Below are 23020 nucleotides of genomic sequence, written 5' to 3' on the forward strand. Positions count from 1 at the left end.
GAATCAGCCCGCGGGGCTTGAGCCCGCTGGTCTGCCGGCGCGTATTCGTTCCCATGCACATGACGCACGGGTAACTTCACAATGTCATCCAGGTAGTCATGGCCTGGACGCACGAACATCTGCTCTTGAGCGAAGACTGATCTCAGCCCCCGCTTTGGCGCGGTCTCCCAGGACTACCGCTTCGTGATGGCGCCATTCAGCCAATGTCATCCTCCGACAGCGCCTCGTACCCCGCCGTCACATCGAACAGCTCCTCGTCGATCGCGCTTTGCCGCTCGTTATGAAACCGGCCGCGAAGGCTGGCGAGCAGTTCGTCGATGTTCTTGTCGGCCCGCTCCATCGCCGCTAGGCGGCTGGCGTTCTCGCTCGCCAGCGATTCGGCGCAGGCGCTGAACAGCGAGATAAAAAGGTGCTCGCGGATCAACGCGCGCATCGTGGCGGTGCCACCCCCGATCACTTCCGGCGGGTTCGGCGTTGGCCAGCGCTGTGCCAGCAACCCGGCCAGCCATTGCGCGTCAAGCGGCAACAGGCGCTGCTCAACCGGCTGGTAGAGGGCGCCCGGCCTTGGCTGGTTGTAGAAGACGTAGATACGGGGCTGCGCGGCCTGGCTCGGGTGTGTTTCCGTATCGAGCTGCAGCCGGTCGACCAGCGGGGCAATGGCCTCGACCGAGCCGGGCACCGCATAGGTGCCGGCCACGGTCACGCCGGCGCTGGCCAGGCGTGCCCGCACCCGCTCGCCGACGGCCCAGACCTCTCGCTTTCCGGGCATGGCCAGGAGCGCTTTGAGCGCATGGTCGACGATCACCTCATTGAACTGGCCCACCAGCCCCTGGTCGGAGCCGAACACGATGGCGCCGACCGCTCCCGTTGAGGCAGGCTTGCTTTCCCCCGGCGTTAAACCGGCCGGCGCCAGCGTACGCAGGCATGCCCAAAGACCCAGGCTCACCGCGCGGCGGTAGTCGGCCAGCGCCAGCACGGACTGTTCGTACTGGCTGATGCTGGAGGCGGCCAACGCGCGCATGGTGCGAACAACGGTTTGCAGATGCGTGGCGCTGCCGATCTGGTGCCGCAGCGTGGCGGCCGAGTCGCTCATTGCCTCCCCCCCTCTGCCGGAGAATGTGCCCGCGCTTCGAGCCCGGCCCCGGTATCAGCACCGGCCTGGAACTGCGCAAGGGCGGCGCGGACGATCGCGGTAACTGCCTGGCCATCGGCCTCGTCCGGCTTGCTCGCGGCCTCGAAGCGGGCGGATATCGCGGGCGGGATGCTCACCGCCGCGGCGCGCGCTGCAAGCTGCGCGTCCTGCATCCGGTCCAGCGGCATGGCATCGAACAGCCGCGCGGTCAGCGCGCTCAGGATGGCGATCTGCGCTGGCACCGGGACCGGGTCCGATTCGGGCTGCATCAGGCAGGCGCGAATGCGCTGACCGTGCGCGATGGACTGGCGGCTGTCGTCATCGAGCCGGGCGCCGAAACGGGAAAACGTCTCGAGTTCCTCGAACTGCGCGTAGGCGAGCTTGAGATCGCCGGCCACGGCGCGAAAGCTGCCCCGCTGCGCCTTGCCGCCCACGCGCGACACCGACTTGCCGACATCCACCGCGGGCAGCACGCCAAGCTCGAACAGCGTAGGCGACAGATAGACCTGGCCGTCGGTGATCGAGATCAGGTTGGTCGGGATGTAAGCCGACATGTCCTGCGCCTCGGTCTCGATGATCGGCAGCGCGGTAATCGAGCCGCCACCGCGCTCGGCGGCGAGGTGCGTGGCCCGCTCCAGCAGCCGCGAATGGATATAAAAGATGTCCCCCGGGAAAGCCTCGCGGCCGGGCGGGCGGCGCAGCAGCAGCGAAAGCTCGCGGTAGGCACGGGCGTGCTGGGTGAGGTCGTCATAGACGATCAGTACGTCCCGCCCGGCCTCCATGAAGTGCTCGGCGATGCTGGTGGCGGCATACGGCGCGATATAGGCCAGCCCCGGTGGCTGGTTGCCTTCGGTGACGACCACGACGGTATAGTCCATCGCCCCCTTGGCGCGCAGGGTCGCCACCGCCTTGGCGACGGCCGAGGCGCGCTGGCCGATGGCGCAATACACGCACACGACGTCCTGGCCGCGCTGGTTCAGAATGGTATCGATGGCGATCGCGGTCTTGCCGGTCTGGCGGTCCCCCAGGATCAGCTCGCGCTGGCCGCGCCCGATGGGGATCAGCGCATCGATGACTTTCACGCCGGTCTGCAGCGGCACCGTGACCGCCGCGCGCTCCATGATGGGCGCGGCCGGGCGCTCGATCGGCAACCGCGCGCTGGCCGCGAGCGGCCCGAGGCCATCGAGCGGCCGGCCCAGCGGATCGATCACGCGCCCGAGCAGCGTCTTGCCCACGGGCACGTCCATCACTCGGCCCGTGCGCTCGACCTGGTCGCCGGCCCGCAGCCGCCAGTAGTCGTCGAGCAGCACCACGCCGACCTCGCCTTCATCGACATTGAACGCGATGCCGTACACGTCGCCGGGAAAGCGCACTAGCTCGTCATAGCCGATGCCAGGCAGGCCGGAGACTTGCGCGACGCCCGTGGCCACGCTGACGATCGTGCCCACCTCCTGCGCTGCCAGTGCCGGCACGAACCGGCTGCGCGCCTCGCCCATGGCGGCGAATGCCCGTTCGATGGCGGTTTGCGGCGGGGTAAGCGCGAAGGTCATGGCTGGCTGGCCTCGGGCTTCGGCGCTGGCTTCGGCGCGGCCTGTGGCGCGGATTCCGGCTCGGGCCCGGCATGCATCGCCGCGTTCTCCGGGCTCAGCAGTTCGCTCACGGCATGCTCCAGCGAGCCGAGATAGCGATCGATGCTCCAGGCCAGCTTCTGGCCGCCGACGATTAGTTCGATGCCGCTTACCAGTTCCGGAGCCGTGTCGAACTGCAAGGGGATGGCGGTGCTCAGGATTTCATCCGCCGCCGCCTGGATGGCGGCGCGCTGTGCGGCAGGCAGCGCGAACGCACTGCGCACCACCGCGTGCGCCGCCGGCCGCCTGAAGGCGGCCGCAAGACTAGCTCTCGCCGGTTCGTCGAGCGCACGCAGGCGGCGGATGAAGACGTCGGCCACGCGTTCTTCGAGACTCGCCGAGGCCAGGTCCGCGAGCGCCCGGCGGGCGACGGCAAACACCTCGCGCCGCGCCAGGTCGCCGAGCGCCTGCGTCAGTTGACCGGATTCGCTGCGCAGCGCTTCCTGCCGTTTCGTTGCAAGCGCGTCCGCTGCCTGGCGCGCGGCTTCAAGCAATTGCCGGCGCTGTGTCTCGGCATCGCCAGCCGCCTGTGCCAGCAGCGCAGCGCGCTCGCGCTCGAACGCATCGGTCTTCTGCTGGAACGCCTCGCCTTGCTTGCGCGCCTCGGCCTCCCTGGCGCTGGCATCGGCGATCTGCCTGGCGATCCTGCCCTCGCGGGCGTCGATGGCGTCAAGCACGGGCTGGTAAAGAAAGCGCTTCAGCAGCCAGACGAGGATGACGAAGTTGAGCGCCTGCGCGCCAACGGTGAACCAGTCGATCAGCATGGCTTACCTGGCCACCGCGCGGGCGATGGCGGCGTTCCAGAAGGGGTTGGCAAAGATCAGGATCATCGAGACGACGAAGCAGTAGATCGCCGTCGACTCAATCATCGCCAGGCCGACAAAGAGCGTGCGCGTGATCGTGGCCGATGCATCGGGCTGCTGCGCCAGCGACGTCAGCGCTGTCGCTACCGCCCGGCCTTCCGCGAGCGCGGGCCCCATGCAGCCGAAGCCGGTGCAGAGGCCGGCCATGGCGATCGATGCCACCGCGATGATTGTCAGGCTGTCCATGGGATGGTTCCTTGGTCGGGTTCAGGGTGTTTTTTCGATCGGCAGGCCTGGCTCCGCCTTGCCGCTATGCGTGGCCGCCGCGAGATAGACCGCGGCCAGGATGCTGAAGATATAAGCCTGCACCATGCCGGTAAGCAGGCCGAGCGCGGTCATCACGATGGGAAACAGGAACGGCGTGATCGTCACCAGAATGGCGATGATCATGGCTCCGCTCATCATATTGCCGAACAGGCGAACAGCCAGCGCCAGCGTGCGCGACAGTTCGCTGATGATGTTGAACGGCAGCATCATCAAGGTCGGCTCGAGGTAGGACTTCAGGTAGCCGCGCAGCCCCTGGTCGCGGATGCCGTACAGCGGCACCGCCACGAACACGCACAACGCCAGCGCCAGCGTGGTCGACAGCGATCCGGTGGGCGGCTCGTAGCCGGGAACGATGGTAAACAGGCTGGCCGCGGCGACGAACAGGAACAGGGTGCCCAGGAAACCGAGATACTTGCGCGGCTGGCGCAGGCCGACTTCCGCGATCTGCTGCGCGATCCCGGTCACGATAATTTCAAGCAGGTTCTGCCAGCGCGAGCGGCGGTGGCCGGACGAGAGCCGGCGCGTGACCAGCCAGGAGCCCAGGGTCAGCACCCCCATCAGCACCCAGGTGAAAAGGATCGTGCCGTTGAGCTTGACGAAGCCGTGCTGCCAGAAGATCCACTGGTCAGGGCTGAGGCGCATGGCCCGTCTCCCGAGGCGCCGGGGTGCGGCGGTGGTCCGCCCATCGCCCCGTCATCCATGTCACCGCCAGGCGTGCCACTGCGAAACCAGCCAGGCAGGCAGCCATCCGCTCCCATTGCCCCGCGCCGACGGCGTAGAAGCCGAGCAGCGTGACGCCCATGCGCAGCAGCAGGCTGCCCAGCAGCCATAGGGCCGACTTTCCGGATGAAAGCGTCCGGCGGACCGTCCACCACAGGCCGCCGAAAAAGAAGCCTCCGAGTGCGCCACCCACGAGGGCCGCAAGCAGCAATGCCGCCACGTCATGTATTCGCATCGTCTTTCTCCTCCTCGTTCTGGCCCTGGTCCCGCCGCATGGCGCGGTCCTCCTTGGCGACCCAGTGCCACGCATTGAAGCAGCCGAGCACCAGGCCGGCCACCAGCAGCGCCAGCGTCCACACGTGCCGGCCCGGATAGTGCTTGTCCAGCCAGATGCCCAGCGCCGCGCCGAGTAGCGTCGGCACAACCACCGACCAGCCGACCAGCCCCATCATGCCCAGCCCGAACCAGACCCCCGGCACGCCCTGGCGCCGCGCCCTGAGCTTGCGCTGCGCCTTGGCGCCCACTTTGCCTGCCAGCGTGGGCTCGGGCTTCGGCTGTCCGCCGGGCGGTGGCACGGTCATGGCGACGGCTTGTGAAGCTTGGCGAAGCGGGCAAGAAAGCCCGTCTCCAGCTTAGCCATGACCGTGCGCAGGCTGCGCGCCTGCTCGTCCTGGGCCAGGAACTCGCGCTCCACGGTGTCGCGCAGCGTGGCCAGGTCGGCGCCTGCCATGGCGCGGCGCACCGACACGCGCACATCGAGGCCGGTCTTGACCAGCACGCCCTCATCGACCGCGATAAACACTTCGCCATCGGCCGGCGTTTCAAAGGCCAGGATGCCGGGCGCGAGCGCCGCGACGCAATCGAGGCGATGCGGCAGCATGCCGAACGCCCCCCCGGCGGTCTCCGCCACGATGCGCAACACCTCGCGCTTGCGCAGGAAGACCCGGAAGGGCAGCAGTATTTCAAGAAGCATGTGATCCGGCGGCATGGCTCTCCTCTGCTGGTTCTGGCGCCACGGGCGCGGGCTTGCCCCTCGCTTCGGCTATCGGCCCGATCATGTAGAGCGCGCTTTCGGGGTAGTCCTTGAACTCGTCGCGCAGAATGCGCTCGCACCCATCGAGCGAATCCGCCAGGCTGACTGTCCTGCCCTTGATGCCGGTGAACTGCTCCGTGGTGAAGAACGGCTGGGTCAGGAAACGCTCCAGGCGGCGGGCGCGGGCGACGACGTCGCGGTCGGCGGGGGAGAGCTGTTCCAGCCCCAGCATGGCGATGATGTCCTTGAGTTCCGCGTACTGGGCCAGCGTGCGGCGGATATCCTGCGCCAGGCGATAGTGGCGCGCGCCGACGATGCCGGGCGTGGCCATCCTGGAATTCGATTGCAGCGGGTCGACGGCCGGGTAGAGGCCCTCGCTTGCGCGCTTGCGCGATAGCACGATGGACGCCGACAGGTGCGAGAAGGTATGCACCGCTGCCGGGTCGGTGAAATCGTCCGCAGGCACGTAGACCGCCTGGATCGAGGTGATGGCACCGGTGTCGGTGTTGGCGATGCGCTCCTCCAGCCCAGACAGTTCGGTGCCCATGGTCGGCTGGTAGCCCAGCCGCGACGGCATCTGCCCCATCAGGCCCGAGATCTCCGATCCGGCCTGGATAAAGCGGAAGATATTGTCGATCAGCAGCAGGACGTCGCGGTGCTCATCGTCGCGGAAGTACTCGGCCATCGTCAGCGCCGCATGGCCAACCCGGAAGCGCGCGCCCGGGGGCTCGTTCATCTGGCCGAAGACCATGACCATGTCCTGCAGGACGCCGGCCTCGCGCATGTCGTGGTAAAGCTCCTCGCCCTCGCGGCAGCGCTCGCCGATGCCGCAGAAGATGCTCACGCCCCGGTGATGCCCGACCATGTTGTGGATCAGCTCGGTGAGCAGCACCGTCTTGCCCACGCCCGCGCCGCCAAACAGGCCTGCCTTGCCTCCGGTTTCGAGCGGCAGCAGCACGTCGATCGCCTTGATGCCGGTCTCGAACACCATCGACTGCGTGGAGCGCTGAGACAGGGGCGGCGGCGCCCGGTGCACCGAACGCCACTGGACATGCTGCGGCGCCGGCAACCGGTCGATGGGCTGGCCGAACACGTCGAACATGCGCGACAGGATGCTGGCGCCCACCGGCGCCTGCAACGGCCCACCGGTGTCCTGCACCGCCATGCCTCGCGCCAGCCCCTGGGTGGAGGTCAGCGCGATGCAGCGCACATGCCGCGCATCCCGCTGCGCCAGGACTTCGATGGCGATCCGGCCATCCACGCCGGTACGCAGCAAGGTGCGAATCGGCGGCAGCCCCGCCTCGAAGCGCACGTCGACGACGCTGCCGCGCACCGCAGCAACCACGCCCCGGCTCGCGCTCACCGGCAGCCTCCATGTGCGGGCGGAGCCGGTCCATGCGGGCACGTGGCCCCCAACCGTGCCGGCATGGCCGTCCGGCGATGCGCCACTGGCGCTGTCCTTGCTCCGGTCATGCGATCATCCTCAAGCCGCCCGTGCCCTTGCTGCCGTTTTCACCGTGATGCCCACACCAGGCGCCGCGCGTGCGGCAATGCACAATGATGCGCTTCTGCAGCGGGGAAAAGTTGATACAGGTCAACTTAGCGCATGCGTGGCCCCGAAGCAAGACGTTGCGCAGCCGGTGCTGACGAGAGCGCGCCAAATCGGGGGCAAACCACAGGACCGCTGCCGAGAGGCCAATGAGGCACCTACAATGCGCGCATGGCTTCCGATCCTGGGCCGGCGATCTCCGTCCTTCAACTTCGAATTGCTCTGCGCGGCCTGAGCCCGCCGGTTTGGCGGCGCGTCCTCGTTCCCGAGCACTTGACCCTCGGGCGAAATGTCATCCAAGTCGTCATGGGCTGGGCCGACGAACATCTGCACGAGTTCAGCATTCGTGGCAGACGTTACGGCGAAGCTCATGAGGGCATCTTGCAGTTCTGCACAGTGGCAAACGAACTGCCGCTGACCGCGTTTCATCTCCGCGAACACGAAGGCTTCGTCTATGTGTATGACTTCAACGCGTGGTGGCGCCACGAGATACGGATGGAGCGGCGTATGCTGCGGGAACATCCTGGTCGGCTGCCCCGTTGCGTGGCGGGTTGCGGGCCATGTCCGCCCGAGGACATTGGCGGGATCGAGAGGTATCTGGAGGCCAGGGGCGAACACAGTGAATATGAGTTCGTCGATTGGATCGAGTCGCTGCGCGAAGGGCCTATCGTGTTGGAAGACCTACGCGACGCGGTCGACCGGTGGCTGACTTGGCTGGATCGTCGCTTTGACCGTCAGACCGTCAATGATCGGTTGCGACAGCTCGAGGGGTAGACTGGTCGCCGCAGCCTCCAAGGGAGGACGGCGGCCATGCGTATCAGCTTGCTACTCGTAGTGCAGGACGATGGAGGCGCGCCAGCCACCGTCACCGAAATAGCCCAGCTCGAGAGAGATGGCCTTGATGTGGGCTCGCTGGGCCTGCATCTGGAGGAGGCGAAATCATTGCTGGGTCGGCTGCAGCGCACGATGGTCACGGCACAGGTTGCGGAGGCAGTTGCCCGGACCAGCGTTTGTCCCACGTGCGGGGCGCAGCTGGCTTGCAAGGGCCACCATTACTTGGTTTTCCGGAGCGCGTTCGGGCGACTGTCGATTGACAGTCCGAGGCTGTATCCCTGCCGGCGGTGCCAGGGCGACGCAGGTAGCTTCAGCCCGGTCGCCCGCTGTCTGCCTGAGCGGGTCAGTCCAGAACTGCAGTATCTCGAGGTCAAGTTTGCGGCGTTGATGTCGTATGGTCTGACCGTCAACGTCCTTCAAGAGGTATTGCCGCTCGATCATGTACTGGCAGCCACCTCAATCCGGCGCCAGGTCACCACGCTCGGTCGCCGGCTGGAAGCGGAACAGGCCACCGACGCCCGGCAGCAGGCGGAGGTGACCGCGAGCGTCGGTTCGTCCGAGATCCCGGAGCCCAGTCCGATCCGCGCGGTCGGCATTGACGGCGGCTACCTTCGGCGGGCCGGCCACCGGCGCCGCCAGGATGGCTGGTTTGAAGTGATCGTCGGAAAGTCCCTGCGGGATCAGGATGGCGGGCATAGTTTTGCCTACGTGCATAAACTGGAGCGCCGACCGGCCGATCGTATGTGGAATTTCCTTCTTCGTGAGGGTGTGCAACCCAGTCAGCCGGTGACCTTTCTGTCGGACGGCGGGGATACCGTACGGTTTGCCCAGCTCGGTTTTGGTGACCGCGGTGAGTACGTTCTCGATTGGTTCCACATCGCCATGCGGGTACAGAACCTCGCACAGATGATCAAGGGCCGGCCGGCCCACAGCGACGGCCCCAGCAACGCGGAATTGATCAAGGCGCTGCATAGCTCCAAGTGGCACCTGTGGCACGGCTGCCCCTATCCGGCGTTGCGCCGACTGGAAAGCCTGGGCTGGGATCTGGACGCTGAGGCCAGCCCCGAGGAGGCCAAACTCCTTGGCAAGCTCGAGGAGTTCATTGTCTACTTGGACAACAACCGGCACTTCATCGTGAACTACGGTGACCGCTATCGACATGGCAAGCCCATTGCCTCAGGTTTTGTCGAGTCAGCCGTCAACCAGGTGATCAGCAAGCGGTTCGTCAAACGGCAGCAGATGGCCTGGCGGCCTCGGCACACGCACAAACTACTGCAAATCCGGACCGCGGTGCTCAATAACCAGCTATGTTCTTACGTTGAACGCTGGTATCCCTCCATCGCCGGAGAAGAAGACCACCGCCTTGCCGCTTAGTCAGCCCCCGATTTCGCGCGCTCTCGTGTTCCAGCGCTAGTCAGTATGACTCCCCTGGAGGCAAAGGCTGGCCCGCCGTGAGGAATCAAACGCGGGTTAGCATGACTGCCAGAGCCGCATGGTGTGGACAGTGCCACACCCGGCGATTTCCAGCGCGGAGGCCAGCATGGAACACGATAGCACTTTGTATGTCGGTTTAGACGTCCATAAGGATTCGATCACCGTTGCTTATGCACTCGGCATGGCCGAGGTCGAACTGCTTGGCAAGATCGGTACGTCGAAGGCCGATATCGATCGCCTGTGCAAGCGCCTGCAGTCTAAATCGCGCCGGATCCGCATCGTCTACGAGGCAGGCCCCTTGCGGCTATGGCCTTTATCGGCAGCTTGCAGGGAAGGGATTCGAGTGCATGGTGTGCGCGCCGTCGCTGATCCCGAAGAAGCCCGGCGAGCGCGTCAAGACCGATCGGCGCGATGCGGTCAAGCTCGTGCGATCGCTGCGCGCCGGTGACCTCTCGGCCGTGTACGTGCCCAGCGTCGAAGACGAAGCATTCCGGGATCTGTCACGTGCCTGGGTCAGCGCCAAGGACGATCTGAAGCGCGCCCGCCAACGGCTGAAGGCCTTTCTGCTTTCGCACGGTGTCCGCTACACCGGCAGAGCTGACTGGGGGCCAGCACACCGGCGCTGGATAAGCGCATTTGCGTTCGATAGCGACTGGCAGCAACTTGCCTTTGACGAATATCGACGTGCTATCGAGGACCGGCTCGCGCAATGCAGCCGTCTCGAAGCGGCCCTGCGCGAGGCGGTGGCCAACTGGCGCTTCTACCCGGCCGTACGGGGCCTGCAGGCCATGCGCGGGGTGCAGTTCACCACAGCGATAGGCATCCTTGCCGAATTGGGTGATCTCTCACGCTTTGCGCATCCACGCCAACTAATGGCCTGGCTCGGTGTGACGCCCGCCGAACACTCGTCCGGTGAGAAGCGACGACAGGGCAGCATCACCAAGACTGGCAACAGCTACGCCAGAAAGCTGCTCGTCGAGGCTGCCTGGAGTTACCGGCACCCGGCACGTGTGAGCCCCGAGATCCAGCGCCGGCACGAAGGCATCCCCAAGGCCATCGTTGATCGGTCCTGGGACGCCCAGGTTCGACTGTGTCGGCGCTATCGGAGACTTGCCGCACGTGGCAAGAACCCGAACATTGCGGTGGTCGCGGTGGCCCGCGAACTGAGCGGGTTCATCTGGGATATCAGCCAGCTCGCGATGTCGCTTGCCGTACCGAACGAGGCACAGACAACGTAACCCAGCGCCGGTATCAATCTATCTGTCACTACTGTGAGACCAGTTTCCTGAAGGCGGCGTAGCCCGGCACACGAGCAACCCGCGAAAAAGCTAAGCAATGGATTTCATCCGACTTGCGGCGCTAGATAGCGGGCAGGCTCATTGGGCGGACCTCTGTAATGCGGTAGCCAACCCGCGGATATCAGCGTGATCCACCGTCGAGACTTACTGCTACGTCGCCCTCAGGAAATTGGGTGAGGAACAACATGGAACTGTGAAACCGAACCAAACCAATCTCGATTGACACGGGGAGTCATATCAGCTTTGAAACAGAAACAACGCCTGGCACGCACGCAGCTTCTGCCAGCCTGCGTTTGAGTTCAATCGGGTGATTGCGGCTCCCGTGCAGGCGACCGCCCCGTTTTGCCACAGACTCCAAAGTAGTCCCCACCAAATTCTGATGGTGACTACTCTGGATACATTCACCTTACGCGTCTACACGGCCTTCAGCGGACGGTTACGAACTGCGCAGGCGGTACCAGGCCTCGAATATGTCCTGGGAACTTCCAACCATGTCAATCCAGATTTCGAAGCCGCGATACTCAACGGAATGTTGCATAGGGAACTCCGGCACGTTTGCGCCGGCAATGATCGGCGGCAGCTATTGAGGGCGCGCGCATGGTGGCAAGTTCGCTGCCGCCGGCGTCGGCAAACCGAGCAGCGGCCTCATGGCAGCCTGATACCGCCCGTATAGCGCTACATCGTCGCGGGATTGGCTCCAGTGGCCGCGTGTCTGAGGTACTGATCCGCAAGCGCAAGCTCAGCCTGTGCATGGTCAAGCGCTTGCACGATGGCCTGCACATCCCCTACGAAAGCCTGCTGTCGTAAGCACGCGGGCACCAGGCAAACGGCGGAGGCGCCGAACGAGGGCAATTTGCAGTGAGCATTGCCGGCTACGGCGGCGAGCCCCACCTTGCTTTGCGTGCTCGATGAGCGGACGAACGAGCTGGTGGTCGACAAGGAAGTGGCCTTTCGCGCGAGGCGGCCCGAGGGGTTCGCTATGGTCGGATGTTCGCCGCGGATGGACGAGCCTGAGCGGCGGGTGACCGGGGCGAGACCGGCATAGGCGGCAAGATGCGCGGCTGAAGCGAAGGCTTCGCGACCTCAGTGAGGAGTCTGGCGGCGGTCCTGACGCCGACTTCCGGCATGCTGGTCAGGACCGGCCAGCGAGGGTGTGCCTGTACCAGGCGTTCGACTTCGCTGGCGACCTCGTCGCGTTGTTTGCGTGAGGCGACGAGCTGCAGGGCCAGGCGCGGCATGACGATGGTGGCTGCCTACGCGCGCTAGCATGGTTAGGCGGCTGGCGAGCGTCTTCTCGCTGGTCGCGGCAAGCTCGGCGGGCAACGGGTAGCGCTCGAGCAGATCGAGCACGGCCGGATGGTCCATGCGAGGTCCGTTCCAGTGCGGATGGATCTGGGTGAGCAGGCCGCGAATGCGGTTACTGGTTTGGGTGATTTGGGCAGCCAGATCGTCGTCGAAGCCTCACAGCATGGTGAGTTCGGCGAGTGGTTCGTCAGCGAGTCGCAGCGAGCGGGGCTCCCTTGTTTTCCCTGCAAAAAGTGACGAAAACGACTGCGTCCTGCCGCAGCCATCGAAGAGGCCCGGAAACCTGTTTTACTAGCCAAGCCACACCGCGTGCCCTGGATGCTGCAGGCAGCGGTGATACCGCGGCCGCGCCAAGGGCAGATAGGTTGGATGAATTCTGCCGTGTCCTGGCATCTTGGTAAAGATCCCTTTCTGGTCGTGCGTCAGTGGGCGTATATTTAGATTGCGGTGCCAACCCGTCATCTGCTGCCAAAAAGTGCAGCAAGGGGCATAACACGAGCAGTGAGGCCGACGCATGCATGCGCTTGAAACCCTAGGGAAAATCACCTCCTGTCCGTTTTGCCCGAAGTGGAGTGGGCTCGCCTAACTCCGCTACTGGCCGCGGTAGATTTGCCACTAGGCCACGTTATCTACGAGTCTGGAGACCGCCTCGATCATGTGTACTTCCCAACCACGTCGATCATCTCTCTCCTCTACGTCATGGAAGACGGCGCATCAGCCGAAATTGCGATCGTCGGTAATGAAGGCATCGTGGGTGTTGCCCTTTTCATGGGAGGCGAAACCACGCCGAGCCGTGCGATTGTACAGAGCGCTGGCCGCGCCTATAAGTTAAGCGGCGCCGCCATGAAGCAAGAATTCAATCGAGGTGGCCCAATGCAGCGACTACTGCTTCGCTATACGCAGTCGCTGATCACGCAAATGGCACAGACCGCTGTTTGCAATCGGCATCATTCAATCGACCAGCAACTTTGCCGTTGGCTATTGCTGAGCATGGACCGCTTGCCGTCCAACGAACTGCGCATGACGCAGGAGTTAATCGCCAACATGCTGGGCGTGCGAAGATCTGGCGTGACAGAGGCGGCGCTGAAACTACAGAGCGCCGGCCTGATTCGCTACCGTCATGGGCATATCGAAGTACTCGACAGGCCTGGGTTGGAGCAGCGTGTGTGCGAATGTTATGCCGTCGTGAAGCAAGAATGTGATCGTCTGTTGCCCGACTTACGAGCGATTTGAGCATGTCACATCGGCAACGAACCACTTCGGATTTCCATGGCAAAACTGCGACTGGCTGAGTTCATTCTCCACGACATGGAGACCATCCTGGCGCAGTGGGAAGCGTTTGCGAGTACGCAATTGCCGGCTTCGGCGACTATGAATCCGCCGGCACTACGCGACCACGCCGAGCAAATTCTGCGGGCAGTCGCAAAGGATTTGTCTACTTTCCAGACCAGGATAGCCCAGGCAGAAAAGTCGAGGGGCCTAGCCCTCCAATTGATCGACGCCGCAGAAACCGCCGCACAGACGCATGCCCATCTTCGCTTGCGAAGCGGCTTCGACATCAACCAACTGGCGGCTGAGTACCGGGCTCTGCGCGCCAGCGTTCTTCGTCTATGGATCGACAATTGTCAGCCTGACTCACCTGATCTCGATGACATGATCCGATTCAATGAGGCCATCGATCAGGCGCTGGCAGAATCGATCGGTCTTTTTACTGCGCAAGTGGACCAGGCTCGCAACCTGTTTTTGGGAATGCTGGGCCATGACATGCGAAGCCCCCTGCATATCATCCAGTTGACTGCGGTCTATCTTGCGAGTGTGGAAGCTGGAGAGAACGTATCCGGTGCCGCTCAGCGGCTGATCAAGAGCGGTGCTCGCCTGAAGGCGCTCCTGGACGATTTACTTGATTTCAATCGAACATCGTTGGGTCTACGTATCAATCTTGGTTCGGACAAAGTCGACTTGGCGAACTTGTTCGCCGAAGAGTTAACTCAGTTACGCGCTGCGCATCCGGGCCACGGGATCAATCTGGAGGTGAAGGGCGACACGCAGGGTGTTTGGGATGGTCGACGTCTGCAGCAGTTGCTCGGCAATCTGGTGGTGAATGCAATCAAGTACGGAGCGCCGGACGAGCCTGTACGAGTAGTTGTGGCCGGAGACGAGCGGGAAGTTCGCTTCGAGGTCAGGAATAGTGGGCGAGCCATCGAGCAATCGACCCTGGCTCAGCTCTTTGACCCTCTAAAGCGGGCCCCCGAGCATGAGAGCAGCCAACCCGCCGATGGCAGCCTTGGACTAGGCCTGTACATCGCGCGCGAGATTGCCCGAGCTCATGGTGGCGAGATAACAGCACGGTCCGACCAAGAAGAAACGGTATTTGCTGTCCGCTTGCCTCGCTGCGAGTAACGGTCATGTTGCATTGCACGGGAGTGCACTGGATCAGGTACCTTGCTAAGTGGATCTTGAAAATCATGAGGGAATGCTTGCGTAGCTGCGAAGAGTTATTGCCTGTTGCGTTGGTGAACGCCTACCTTGGAAATCGGGAGCTAGCCCCGCGAAGATGCGAATAGCCTCGCGCGTGTGCTCAAGCGACGCGGGCCGATCGGCGGGCATCGCGTTCTGATCGTTAGCCGGTGCGGGTGGCGTGGCGTCGTGCTCTTCCATCGTGGGCTCCCTCAGGATGGCGCACCTCGCCAGCGCGAGACGCCTCTTGTCAGCAAGTATAACCAGCCCCCGGACGCACGGGGCGGGGTGGCCAGCGCGGGCCCCATTGCTCTGAACAACAGGGCAATATTAGGCCTAGAGCGCGCCCTGAAGCTTCCAAGTCCGCATGATCAGAGCATCAAATTTCCGGCCCCCTAGTACGAATACCGCACGAGTCCTGCGAATGAGTTAGACGTGGTCAGTGTACCGCTTACCGGGAACCGGCGTATTACCTTCGCTGTGCAAGCAAAACATGGCTGCGTGAAACGCGTGGCCGATACAATATGCGATCGGCACAACGGCGCATAAGAGCATAGGAGCGCTCTCTCGGTCATTCAGGACGGCGCCCCCACCTGCTCCTTCTCAGGTGAAAAAAACCTTTCTCCTCAAGTCGGTAGATACGCAAAGCCGGCGGTATGTCGGCCAATCTCGGACGACTATCGTGGAGCCACCAAATCAGTTGTATCCCTCCCCCCGTTTTGATTCTGAACATCCCCCTCATCGACGCATTCTTCACCGCACCCTTTCCCAGCTCTAGTGTCCATTCGGAGGAACGCCAACTGAGCCCGGCGGCATGCTAGCGACAATCCCGTCGTTCGGCGATCCGGCGCCCAGATATCGAATCGGGTGCCATCCCCGCTGCGGCTCTAACGTCGGATTTTTGCGGCAGTTTTTGAGGATCTGTCTGAACCCGCACCGAAGAGCCCTTGCCGAAGCGCGCCGCAATCGCGTCTTGCACACTTGACAGCGCTTCGGCCTGGTGCTTTGCTTCCTCTGCTTCCCGCGCTTTGCGCGGTTCCCCACGCAACGCCGCCCGCGGCAACTCGCGGCGAAGAACCGCCACTCACTCTGCAATGGCGTTGAAACGCCTTGTGTCGGCGAACGCCCAGCCAGCCGCAGATTCTATGCCAACCGTACAAAAGGAGTTGATGGGCGCTTTGATGACGGGGAAAGTTGGCAGGAAGCTGAGTCAGGCATCGCGAAATGCGGGCACGCTTTCTAAACGAAAAGACGGAGTTCCCGATCTTTCATTAGGATCTGGGACATAAATGCATGATGCGCCTACTGGAACAGGCGCTAGTCTGAGAGTCCCTTAACGCAGGGCACCAACCGCCGCTGTGCAATATTCGGCGGCAATATCTACCACTGTCTTGTAGAAATGCGTCGTACCGGGGCCACGTTACCCGAGCGATAGCCAGCCCCGTTTGGACACAGGTTCTAGCACAGTGAGGATTGGCTGGAGCGCGCGTGCGCATATCGATTTGCGCCGATTCGTCCTTGGCGCGCAATCTGCCTTGGATCGGTCCTTGCAGCTCGTTCTTGCCGAAACTTCTCCCGGATCCGCCATGCCAAAGACGCCAGCCCCCAAGAAGCCTGCCAACAGCGCAGCTAACAAGCCCAAACCCGCGCCCAACGAAACCGCGCCGCCAACCGTCACTGGAGCAACCACCAGCGATAAGACACAGACCGTCAGCCGGGCGGCCACCGGGGCGGATGCCGCATACGACCGCGCCGTGACAGAGCGTCTCGCTCCCCGGCCTACGGTATTGGGCACCGATACAGTCGGCAATCTCGTCTCGAACGAGGACCGCGTGCTGACCACCAACCAGGGCATGCCCATTGGCGAGGACGATAACTCGCTTCACCTGGGGGCGCGTGGCCCCACACTCCTCGAAGACTTCCTGCTGCGCGAGAAGATCACTCACTTTGATCACGAGCGCATCCCGGAGCGCGTGGTCCACGCGCGGGGCGCCGCCGCGCATGGCTACTTCGAGTTGTATGAGTCGCTGGCGGAATTCACCACTGCCGACTTCCTGCAGTGTGAGGGAGCCCAGACGCCAGTGTTCGTACGCTTCTCCACCGTGGCGGGCTCACGCGGGTCGGCGGATCTTGCGCGTGACGTGCGCGGCTTCGCCGTCAAGTTCTACACGCGGCAAGGCAATTGCGATCTGGTCGGCAACAATATGCCGGTGTTCTTTATCCAGGACGCCATCAAGTTTCCCGACTTCGTCCATGCGGTGAAACCCGAGCCGCACAACGAGATCCCGCAGGCRGCGTCGGCGCACRAGACATTCTGGGACTTCGTGTCGCTGMWGCCGGAATCAATGCATATGGTGCTGTGGACCATGTCAGGCCGCGCGCTGCCGCGCAGCTTCGCCACCATGGAAGGCTTTGGCGTGCACACCTTCCGCCTGATCAATGCCAAGGGGAGTGCCACCTTCGTCAAATTTCACTGGAAGCCGGTGCTGGGCGCGCATTCGCTGGTGTGGGACGAGGCCCTCAAAATCAACGGCAAGGACCCGGACTTCCACCGCCGCGACCTGTGGGAATCGATTGAGAACGGCGCGTTCCCAGAGTATGAATTCGGCGTGCAACTGGTGCCCGAGGAGGACGAGCACAAGTTCGGCTTCGACTTGCTCGACCCGACTAAGCTGATTCCCGAAGAACTGGTGCCGGTGCGCCGTGTGGGCAAGATGGTACTGAACCGCAACCCGGACAACTTCTTCGCGGAGACCGAGCAGGTGGCTTTTCACCCCGGGCACCTGGTGCCGGGGCTGGATTTTACTAATGATCCGCTGTTGCAGGGGCGGCTGTTTTCCTACCTGGACACGCAGCTCACGCGGCTGGGCGGCCCAAATTTCCATGAGCTGCCGATCAACCGGGCACTGGCCCCGGTCCACAACAACCAGCGCGACGGTTTGATGCGTCAGACGGTGGTGGGAGGTCGCTCCAGCTATCAACCCAACAGCGTGGGCGGCGGTTGCCCGTTCCTGGCGGGCAACGCAGATGCACACCTGAGTTACGCTGAAAAGGCCGCGGAGGGTGCGGCCAAGGTGCGCCGGCGCAGCGACACATTCTCCGATCACTTCTCGCAAGCCAACCTGTTCTGGCGCAGCCAGACGGATACGGAAAAAAGTCAGATTGTCGATGCCTACACCTTCGAACTCTCCAAGGTGGAGATCCCCGACATCCGTGCCCGTGTGGTTGGCCAACTGGCCCATATCGCGGCCGAGCTTGCCGCCGGCGTGGCGAGCAAGCTCGGCATAAACGTGGAGCCTGTGGGCAAGCCGGTCGAGATCGACGATTACGGCCTGGCGGCTTCGCCAGCGTTGAGCCTGGCGTCGCAGCCGAAGGGCAATATCCGTGGCCGAAAGATTGCCGTGCTGGTTGCGGACGGCGTGAGCGGCGCGGCGGTAGCCGCGTTCAAAGCCCGGGCCGAGGATGCCGGGGCATCCGCCAAGGTGATTGGCCCGCGCGCTGGCGGCGTGACTTCCGCGCAAGGCAAGGTGGTGCCGGTCGACCACGCGCTGTCGTCCGTGGGTTCGGTGCTGTTCGACGCGGTGTACGTGCCGGAGGGAGACGTCGACGCGTTGCAGGCCGACCCCGCCGCCCTGCTCTTCATCTGCGAGGCCTATAAGCACTACAAGCCGATCGGCGCAGGCGGCACCGGCACCTTGCTGATTGCGGCCGCCGCTCGCGCGGCCGGGATCGACGGCGGCTTTGCCGGGCCGGGCGTGGTAATCGGCAAAAACGATGGGGGCGCCCAGCTCGATGCATTCCTAGAGGCCGTGGGCGAGCATCGCTGGTGGGCGCGCGCGGACGCCGCGCGGGTGATGGCCTGAGTGGTGGGCGCAATGCGCGAGGCGGGACCCCCGGTGCTGCCATCTCGCCTCACCTGAGCGACGCCCGTTCAGTCGCGCCGCGTTGCTGGCAGCAGTGGGGCTCCGCAGTGGTCACCGTTCTGGCGGGCGTGGCTAGCCGCCCGCCTCCACGCCGCCGCCGTGGGACGTTCGATGCGGGCTTTCCCATTGCGCGAGGCGGTGCTGACCAGTTGTGAGGAAGGCCCCGTGGTATCAGATGAGCCAGACCAGATTAACTCAACGAATACCGCGAGTGAGTTCGGCGCGGCGCGCTCGCTTCTCTACCCTCCGATGTCGTATAAACGTAGGAGGACCTAGGACGCTGTGCCAACGCGCGCGCCATCTTTCATGAGACGCTCGATCTTTGCCAGGTCGTCGGGCTTGCAGAAATGCTCAGTAAAGCCCGCTGCTATTGTAGCTTCGCGCTGCGCTAGTGATCTTTGTCCGGTGTACGCGACGAGGCGCCATCTGGCAGTTGGATAAAGCTCCCCCAGGCGCCGAGCCGCTGAGATTCCATCCATTCCAGGCATCTCCACGTCGAGAATGATTAAGTCCGGCCAGAACCATGCGACAGCGGTTATCACCTCCGTCCCGTCCCCGCAGACAACCACTTCGTGTCCCAAAAACGCAGCCAACGCGCCTAGTGGCTCGCGCTCTGACGCATTATCGTCCGCAATCAGTATTTTCATAACCCCAGACCCCCAAGGCACTATTAAATGCAAGCGCGGTCCCAGAAGAGGTCCCTTTTCGATTGTGCGGTGCAGCGCAAGGGGGCGCGGGTGTGGGCGCGTAGGTACTATGAGGAATCGCATTTTGTGATGGCGATGCGCCGCCGGGGGAACGACGTCCCCTCAATAGTTGCGGAACCGTCGGCCCCTCGGTCCGGCTCGTCGGCGGCAGGATCCATCGTGAGCATGCCCGTTTTTTCGCGTTCGGCCGGCGTATCCATTGCACTGGGTTCGCGTGGAATTCTGCCGCATGCCGAGGTATGCCAGTTGCCAGTGGTCCATTGCGCTTTTTCCCAATCCTATTTCCGGAATGTTGTACTAGTGCGCAAACAACGCGATCAAGATGATGATCGGAATAGGTACCCCAAGCATAAGAAGAAGAAGCGAGCGCATCGTGTACTCCTAAGCAGGTCTGACTGCAGGTTCGCTCATTGCGCGTTGCGAGACGACCATATGGTCGCGCCGAGCACCACCAAAGGTTGCGCAAAGGCTGGCAAAGAATGCACCGCAAAGCAAGGCTACGAAAAACCATAGACTTCCATGTGCTGTAGCCTTGCGCGCCATGTCTGCCCGCTGCGCAGCAGCAGCTTCTTCAGTCTTGATTGCTTTGTCGAGCCTGCTATATGTGTCCAATACACGTTTCTCAGCGTCCACGTCGCTCAACCCTGTGAACCGCGCCACCTGCCTCGACGCATACAGCTTGTCCTCGGGCGTTAGCCCACCCGATCGAACATCGTGCAAGAAAATGGCAGTCATTTCGGCGCGGGGTACGGATTCGGCAGTGCTTGTTAAAGGTTGGTCGGAGCGCCACAACATATCCCCAAAGTAAGCACCGGAAGCGGTGCGCTGCTGGGACGGGTCGGGCGAGGCTGCGACCGATCGCGCGCTCGCCAGGAGCCCAGCCGTGACGGGCGCGGTCGCACCAACCAGGATGGATCCGATCGTCGCAGTGAGGAACGCTGCCGTAGCCAGGGARGCGACCGCCCACGCCAAAAAACCATGCGCGGTATCCCGAAAATAAACTTCGTCCGTATGCACTGAGGCCCATTTCACGCGGAGACGGCCTGCCAGATAGCCGCCGATTCCGGCTGCGGCAAGCTGAGTAAAAACGAGCCAAGCTATGGTTGAGGCGCCCAACGTGTTCGCGCTGGCACCGTTGCCAGCCCATGGGGACGCGGCGGAAAGTCCAAGACCAACTCCCAGAATGAGGAGAATCAGCGAGATTGCTGCCGCAGCACTTCCGCCGGCTAAAACTGCCCCCCACGCGACGCCCGAAGCGGTTGAATCGGGTTCCGTCACTTGCTCCGGGCCGTCGAGAAAATGGGATGTCATGATTGACTCCGGTTCGGGAAACGAGGTGGGCGAGGTGGGCAGGCACGCAAGCTCTGCGATTGACTTCCTCAAAATGCCTTTCGCAAAAATTATGCCAACGATGAGTCTCGTCTTTGAACTGGCCCAGTGCCGAGTGCCCTAGGTTTCAATGCACGCTCGTCGCGCCGCGCAGGCAGGTCATTCCTGCAAGTTCGGTAGAAATATCCACATTCTTGCCAGTTATCCCCTCCTGAATGGCAAGGTGTCGGTACGTCCGTATCTGGAGCGGCCCCCTGAATCGCCTACAAGGACCTTCAAATCCGGTCAATTCTTTTCTCAATCCAGCCTGCATCAAATCCGGGGCGAGCGACGAGATGGGACTGCACACCTACAACCGGCCTACGAACGCGCTGAGCTCGGGCCAGAATGCTTAACCGCTCAGCATGGCTCCATCCGGACAGCGGCATTGCAGTTTGCGTATGCCACTCGATTCATCGAGCTGTCATGCTGTCGGTCCAACCTGTCGTCGATTCGTCCGTTGTAGGCTGTCAAGAAAAGATGACTCGGAATCCCTATGTAACGTCAGGGTCGCTCGGAGGTGAAGCAAGCTGGGACATGGTTAATCATGAATGTCTCACCACGATTCAGCAGAGCCCGGATGATGCGTGCATGTTTGGATTCGCTATTGGACCAAAGCGCGCAGGGCATAGTCAAGGTGAACGCCCTTTCCGTTTTCCAACTTCGACGGCATTCCCACGGACGCCCCGCACGTTCGGGCGGCCTGATCGATTGGTAGACCGTGGGAGCGCGAGTCGCGCGCACTCTATCCCCGAGATCGGAGCACATCTTGATCGTGGCACGGGAGGGCAAGGTTGAATCTGGCAGAGGTCTTGGCATGTGCAGCTCAAAAAATAGGGCATGTAAAAGAGCGACTCCATCGTTATTTCACGAAAGTGAAATTATATCTGCGAACGCCCGATCTCACGCCAGTGCAAACGAATGCAATAGTTTGATGCTGCGATGCCCTTGTGCTACTGACCCACGGGTTACCGCGAGAGGAGCGCGGACGACTATGTTTGTGACGCCGCAGCCCCCATCCAGCCCGGTCTTCCCGCGCGATATGCGAGGTCACCCAAAACCACGATGTGGGTACCCATCATGGCGTCAAGGCCTCGCTCGTCGGCGCGCGGAGCGCAAAGCAGGCTGGCCGGGACATATGACATCGTCGGGAGGCGCGGCCTTGACTTCCGGCAGGCCCCTGCAGATTGGATCCATGTTCACCACGTAGGTCACTGCTGTCAGCGCCCCCCTTCCAACTCATCCTCTTTGATGAAATTGCCCACACGGCCGTTGCTCGTATGCCGGTTCGCGCGTTGGTCCTCATGGCGTCATGTATGAAACGTTCCGCGCCCACGTGCGAGCCGATGCGCAGCCCCAGGTCATCATCCTCTCGGCGCAGCATGGCTTCATCCAGCCGGACGCGGAGATTGTCCTCTACGATGCCCGCATGACCGCAGGTCTCGCGAAGACCATGCTCTCGGACCTGTCGACGGCGATGGCCGATGCGGCGTGGCCCGACCAGCTCGGCCCGGTTTTTCTCGCCGGCGGCATGCACTATCGTCGGGTGATGCGCGCAGCCGTAGAGCGGTGGGCCCGTAAGGTTGGTGCTGGCAGCGCGCCTACGATCATGGAAACCAGCGGCGGCATCGGGATGCAGCGCTCCCAGCTCGGCCAGTATCTGGACAGCCTAGCCAATGAACTTACCGAAGAGATCGGGCGCTTTCCCAACGGGGTGCCCTACTTCCGCCGCGCTGGGCCGTTCACGGTGGGCGAGCGCGTCATTCACGTCTACCGTCACCTGCCGGGCATTGTGCCCGGTTGGGCAACCATCCGGACCCTTTTCCAAGGACCCAGTGGCCTGACCGCCGAAGCCGATGTCGAGGAGGGAACGGGAAACCGCGCGCACATCGTTTCCCGTTGGATTGCCCTGAACAGCCTCCAGCCGAACCAATGACTATCACCATCCCCCTGCAGCTGGAAGCCAAGGCCCTCGCTGCCAACCTCGATGGCACGCCCGGCGCCCTGCTTGCCCTCACCCATGCCGGCTACCGCTACTGGACCAAAGCCAGACGCCTGCATTTCCCGCCGCCGCGGCGCGAAGCGTTGCTGTTGGAGATCATGCGTTTCTGTGCAGACACAAACCTGCTGGAGTGCGCCCCCGACCCTGAGGACCGAGACCGCCAGCACGTGATAGAAGAGATGCTCGATGCCCGCTATCTGCGCTATGCACGCCTCAAGCGCAATCGGCATCGCGCATGAGCACGGTGGCGACCTTCTCTCCAGAGCCACACGGCGGCGAGCATCTGTCCGCCTGGTTCCACCCCGCTAACCTGAAGGCTGTGTCCGCCTCGAAGAGGCGGCAGGGGTGTGGGGAAAGCGGAATATCGCGGTAGGAATGCCCATTGCTGGACACCCCCCGCACAGATCCCGGCGTGCCCAATTCAGGCACCGGGCTCCCACCTTGGGTGTTTGACGGCGAATCTGTCGCCTGGCCATGGATGAAGGATTCGAGGTTTCGGG

At 63.1% G+C, this 23020-nt stretch carries 18 protein-coding genes and 2 pseudogenes; 8 read left to right on the top strand and 12 right to left on the bottom strand.

Annotated features, from left to right (window positions below):
• Positions 1 to 196: 196 nt before the first annotated feature.
• The 9 genes from AB4Z48_RS34930 to atpD are packed head-to-tail and all read right to left on the bottom strand — an operon-like array spanning position 197 to position 7006.
• Positions 197 to 1093, bottom strand: a complete 897-nt coding sequence (locus AB4Z48_RS34930) for a F0F1 ATP synthase subunit gamma (protein WP_441622552.1) — start codon at positions 1091 to 1093, stop codon at positions 197 to 199.
• The gene (locus tag AB4Z48_RS34935; RefSeq protein WP_441622554.1) at positions 1090 to 2682 is read right to left on the bottom strand and encodes an alternate F1F0 ATPase, F1 subunit alpha; all 1593 of its coding nucleotides are present in this window, start codon (positions 2680 to 2682) and stop codon (positions 1090 to 1092) included. The genes AB4Z48_RS34930 and AB4Z48_RS34935 overlap by 4 nt, the downstream gene beginning before the upstream one ends.
• Complete coding sequence (locus AB4Z48_RS34940; protein WP_441622556.1) at positions 2679 to 3524, bottom strand: F0F1 ATP synthase subunit delta; 846 nt, start codon at positions 3522 to 3524, stop codon at positions 2679 to 2681. Before AB4Z48_RS34940 ends, AB4Z48_RS34935 begins: the two co-directional genes overlap by 4 nt.
• A gap of 3 nt (positions 3525 to 3527) precedes the next feature.
• Positions 3528 to 3809: a F0F1 ATP synthase subunit C gene (locus tag AB4Z48_RS34945; RefSeq protein ID WP_150990106.1), complete on the bottom strand. Its 282-nt coding sequence runs from the start codon at positions 3807 to 3809 to the stop codon at positions 3528 to 3530.
• 21 nt (positions 3810 to 3830) lie between these two features.
• A complete protein-coding gene (locus AB4Z48_RS34950; RefSeq protein ID WP_441622558.1) occupies positions 3831 to 4532 on the bottom strand; it encodes a F0F1 ATP synthase subunit A in 702 nt (233 codons plus the stop codon).
• The gene (locus AB4Z48_RS34955; RefSeq protein WP_441622560.1) at positions 4516 to 4845 is read right to left on the bottom strand and encodes an N-ATPase subunit AtpR; all 330 of its coding nucleotides are present in this window, start codon (positions 4843 to 4845) and stop codon (positions 4516 to 4518) included. The genes AB4Z48_RS34950 and AB4Z48_RS34955 overlap by 17 nt, the downstream gene beginning before the upstream one ends.
• The gene (locus AB4Z48_RS34960) at positions 4832 to 5191 is read right to left on the bottom strand and encodes an AtpZ/AtpI family protein (protein ID WP_441622562.1); all 360 of its coding nucleotides are present in this window, start codon (positions 5189 to 5191) and stop codon (positions 4832 to 4834) included. Before AB4Z48_RS34960 ends, AB4Z48_RS34955 begins: the two co-directional genes overlap by 14 nt.
• Entirely contained in the window at positions 5188 to 5583 is a 396-nt protein-coding gene (locus AB4Z48_RS34965; protein ID WP_441622564.1) for a F0F1 ATP synthase subunit epsilon, read from the bottom strand. Before AB4Z48_RS34965 ends, AB4Z48_RS34960 begins: the two co-directional genes overlap by 4 nt.
• Positions 5573 to 7006 carry a F0F1 ATP synthase subunit beta gene (gene atpD / locus AB4Z48_RS34970; RefSeq protein ID WP_441622566.1) on the bottom strand — a complete coding sequence of 478 codons (1434 nt, stop codon included), beginning with the start codon at positions 7004 to 7006 and terminating at the stop codon, positions 5573 to 5575. Before atpD ends, AB4Z48_RS34965 begins: the two co-directional genes overlap by 11 nt.
• A gap of 357 nt (positions 7007 to 7363) precedes the next feature.
• Here atpD and AB4Z48_RS34975 point away from each other — a divergent pair, with 357 nt between their 5' ends.
• The 3 genes and pseudogenes from AB4Z48_RS34975 (at position 7364) to AB4Z48_RS34985 (ending at position 10698) form a co-directional block, all read left to right on the top strand.
• Positions 7364 to 7966, top strand: coding sequence for a plasmid pRiA4b ORF-3 family protein (locus AB4Z48_RS34975; protein ID WP_441622568.1), 603 nt, complete (start codon positions 7364 to 7366; stop codon positions 7964 to 7966).
• 36 nt (positions 7967 to 8002) lie between these two features.
• The gene (locus AB4Z48_RS34980; RefSeq protein WP_441622570.1) at positions 8003 to 9400 is read left to right on the top strand and encodes an ISKra4 family transposase; all 1398 of its coding nucleotides are present in this window, start codon (positions 8003 to 8005) and stop codon (positions 9398 to 9400) included.
• Between the two features lie 166 nt (positions 9401 to 9566).
• A pseudogene (locus AB4Z48_RS34985) lies at positions 9567 to 10698 on the top strand (IS110 family transposase).
• A 1041-nt stretch (positions 10699 to 11739) separates the two neighbouring features.
• On the opposite strand, the pseudogene AB4Z48_RS34990 reads toward AB4Z48_RS34985, so the two are convergent.
• A pseudogene (locus AB4Z48_RS34990) lies at positions 11740 to 12270 on the bottom strand (transposase); the annotation flags it as partial.
• Positions 12271 to 12612: 342 nt separating this feature from the next.
• Here AB4Z48_RS34990 and AB4Z48_RS34995 point away from each other — a divergent pair.
• The 3 genes from AB4Z48_RS34995 to AB4Z48_RS35005 all read left to right on the top strand — a co-directional run bounded on the left by AB4Z48_RS34995 (position 12613) and on the right by AB4Z48_RS35005 (position 18383).
• Positions 12613 to 13296, top strand: a complete 684-nt coding sequence (locus tag AB4Z48_RS34995) for a Crp/Fnr family transcriptional regulator (RefSeq protein ID WP_441622583.1) — start codon at positions 12613 to 12615, stop codon at positions 13294 to 13296.
• Between the two features lie 45 nt (positions 13297 to 13341).
• Positions 13342 to 14463, top strand: a complete 1122-nt coding sequence (locus AB4Z48_RS35000; protein WP_441622585.1) for a sensor histidine kinase — start codon at positions 13342 to 13344, stop codon at positions 14461 to 14463.
• Positions 14464 to 16106: 1643 nt separating this feature from the next.
• Positions 16107 to 18383 carry a catalase gene (locus AB4Z48_RS35005; RefSeq protein ID WP_441622572.1) on the top strand — a complete coding sequence of 759 codons (2277 nt, stop codon included), beginning with the start codon at positions 16107 to 16109 and terminating at the stop codon, positions 18381 to 18383.
• Between the two features lie 332 nt (positions 18384 to 18715).
• On the opposite strand, the gene AB4Z48_RS35010 is transcribed toward AB4Z48_RS35005, so the two are convergent.
• Together AB4Z48_RS35010 and AB4Z48_RS35015 are read right to left on the bottom strand one after the other, a co-directional pair.
• Positions 18716 to 19213, bottom strand: a complete 498-nt coding sequence (locus tag AB4Z48_RS35010; protein ID WP_441622573.1) for a response regulator — start codon at positions 19211 to 19213, stop codon at positions 18716 to 18718.
• A gap of 318 nt (positions 19214 to 19531) precedes the next feature.
• On the bottom strand, positions 19532 to 20461 hold the full coding sequence (locus AB4Z48_RS35015) for a hypothetical protein (RefSeq protein ID WP_441622575.1): 930 nt from the start codon (positions 20459 to 20461) through the stop codon (positions 19532 to 19534).
• Positions 20462 to 21830: 1369 nt separating this feature from the next.
• Here AB4Z48_RS35015 and AB4Z48_RS35020 point away from each other — a divergent pair.
• Together AB4Z48_RS35020 and AB4Z48_RS35025 are read left to right on the top strand one after the other, a co-directional pair.
• Complete coding sequence (locus tag AB4Z48_RS35020) at positions 21831 to 22454, top strand: DUF6884 domain-containing protein (protein WP_441622577.1); 624 nt, start codon at positions 21831 to 21833, stop codon at positions 22452 to 22454.
• Positions 22451 to 22759: a hypothetical protein gene (locus AB4Z48_RS35025; RefSeq protein ID WP_441622579.1), complete on the top strand. Its 309-nt coding sequence runs from the start codon at positions 22451 to 22453 to the stop codon at positions 22757 to 22759. The genes AB4Z48_RS35020 and AB4Z48_RS35025 overlap by 4 nt, the downstream gene beginning before the upstream one ends.
• Positions 22760 to 23020: the final 261 nt, after the last annotated feature.

Source organism: Cupriavidus sp. 2TAF22, assembly GCF_052115045.1.
In the GTDB taxonomy this organism is placed as follows: Bacteria; Pseudomonadota; Gammaproteobacteria; order Burkholderiales; family Burkholderiaceae; genus Cupriavidus.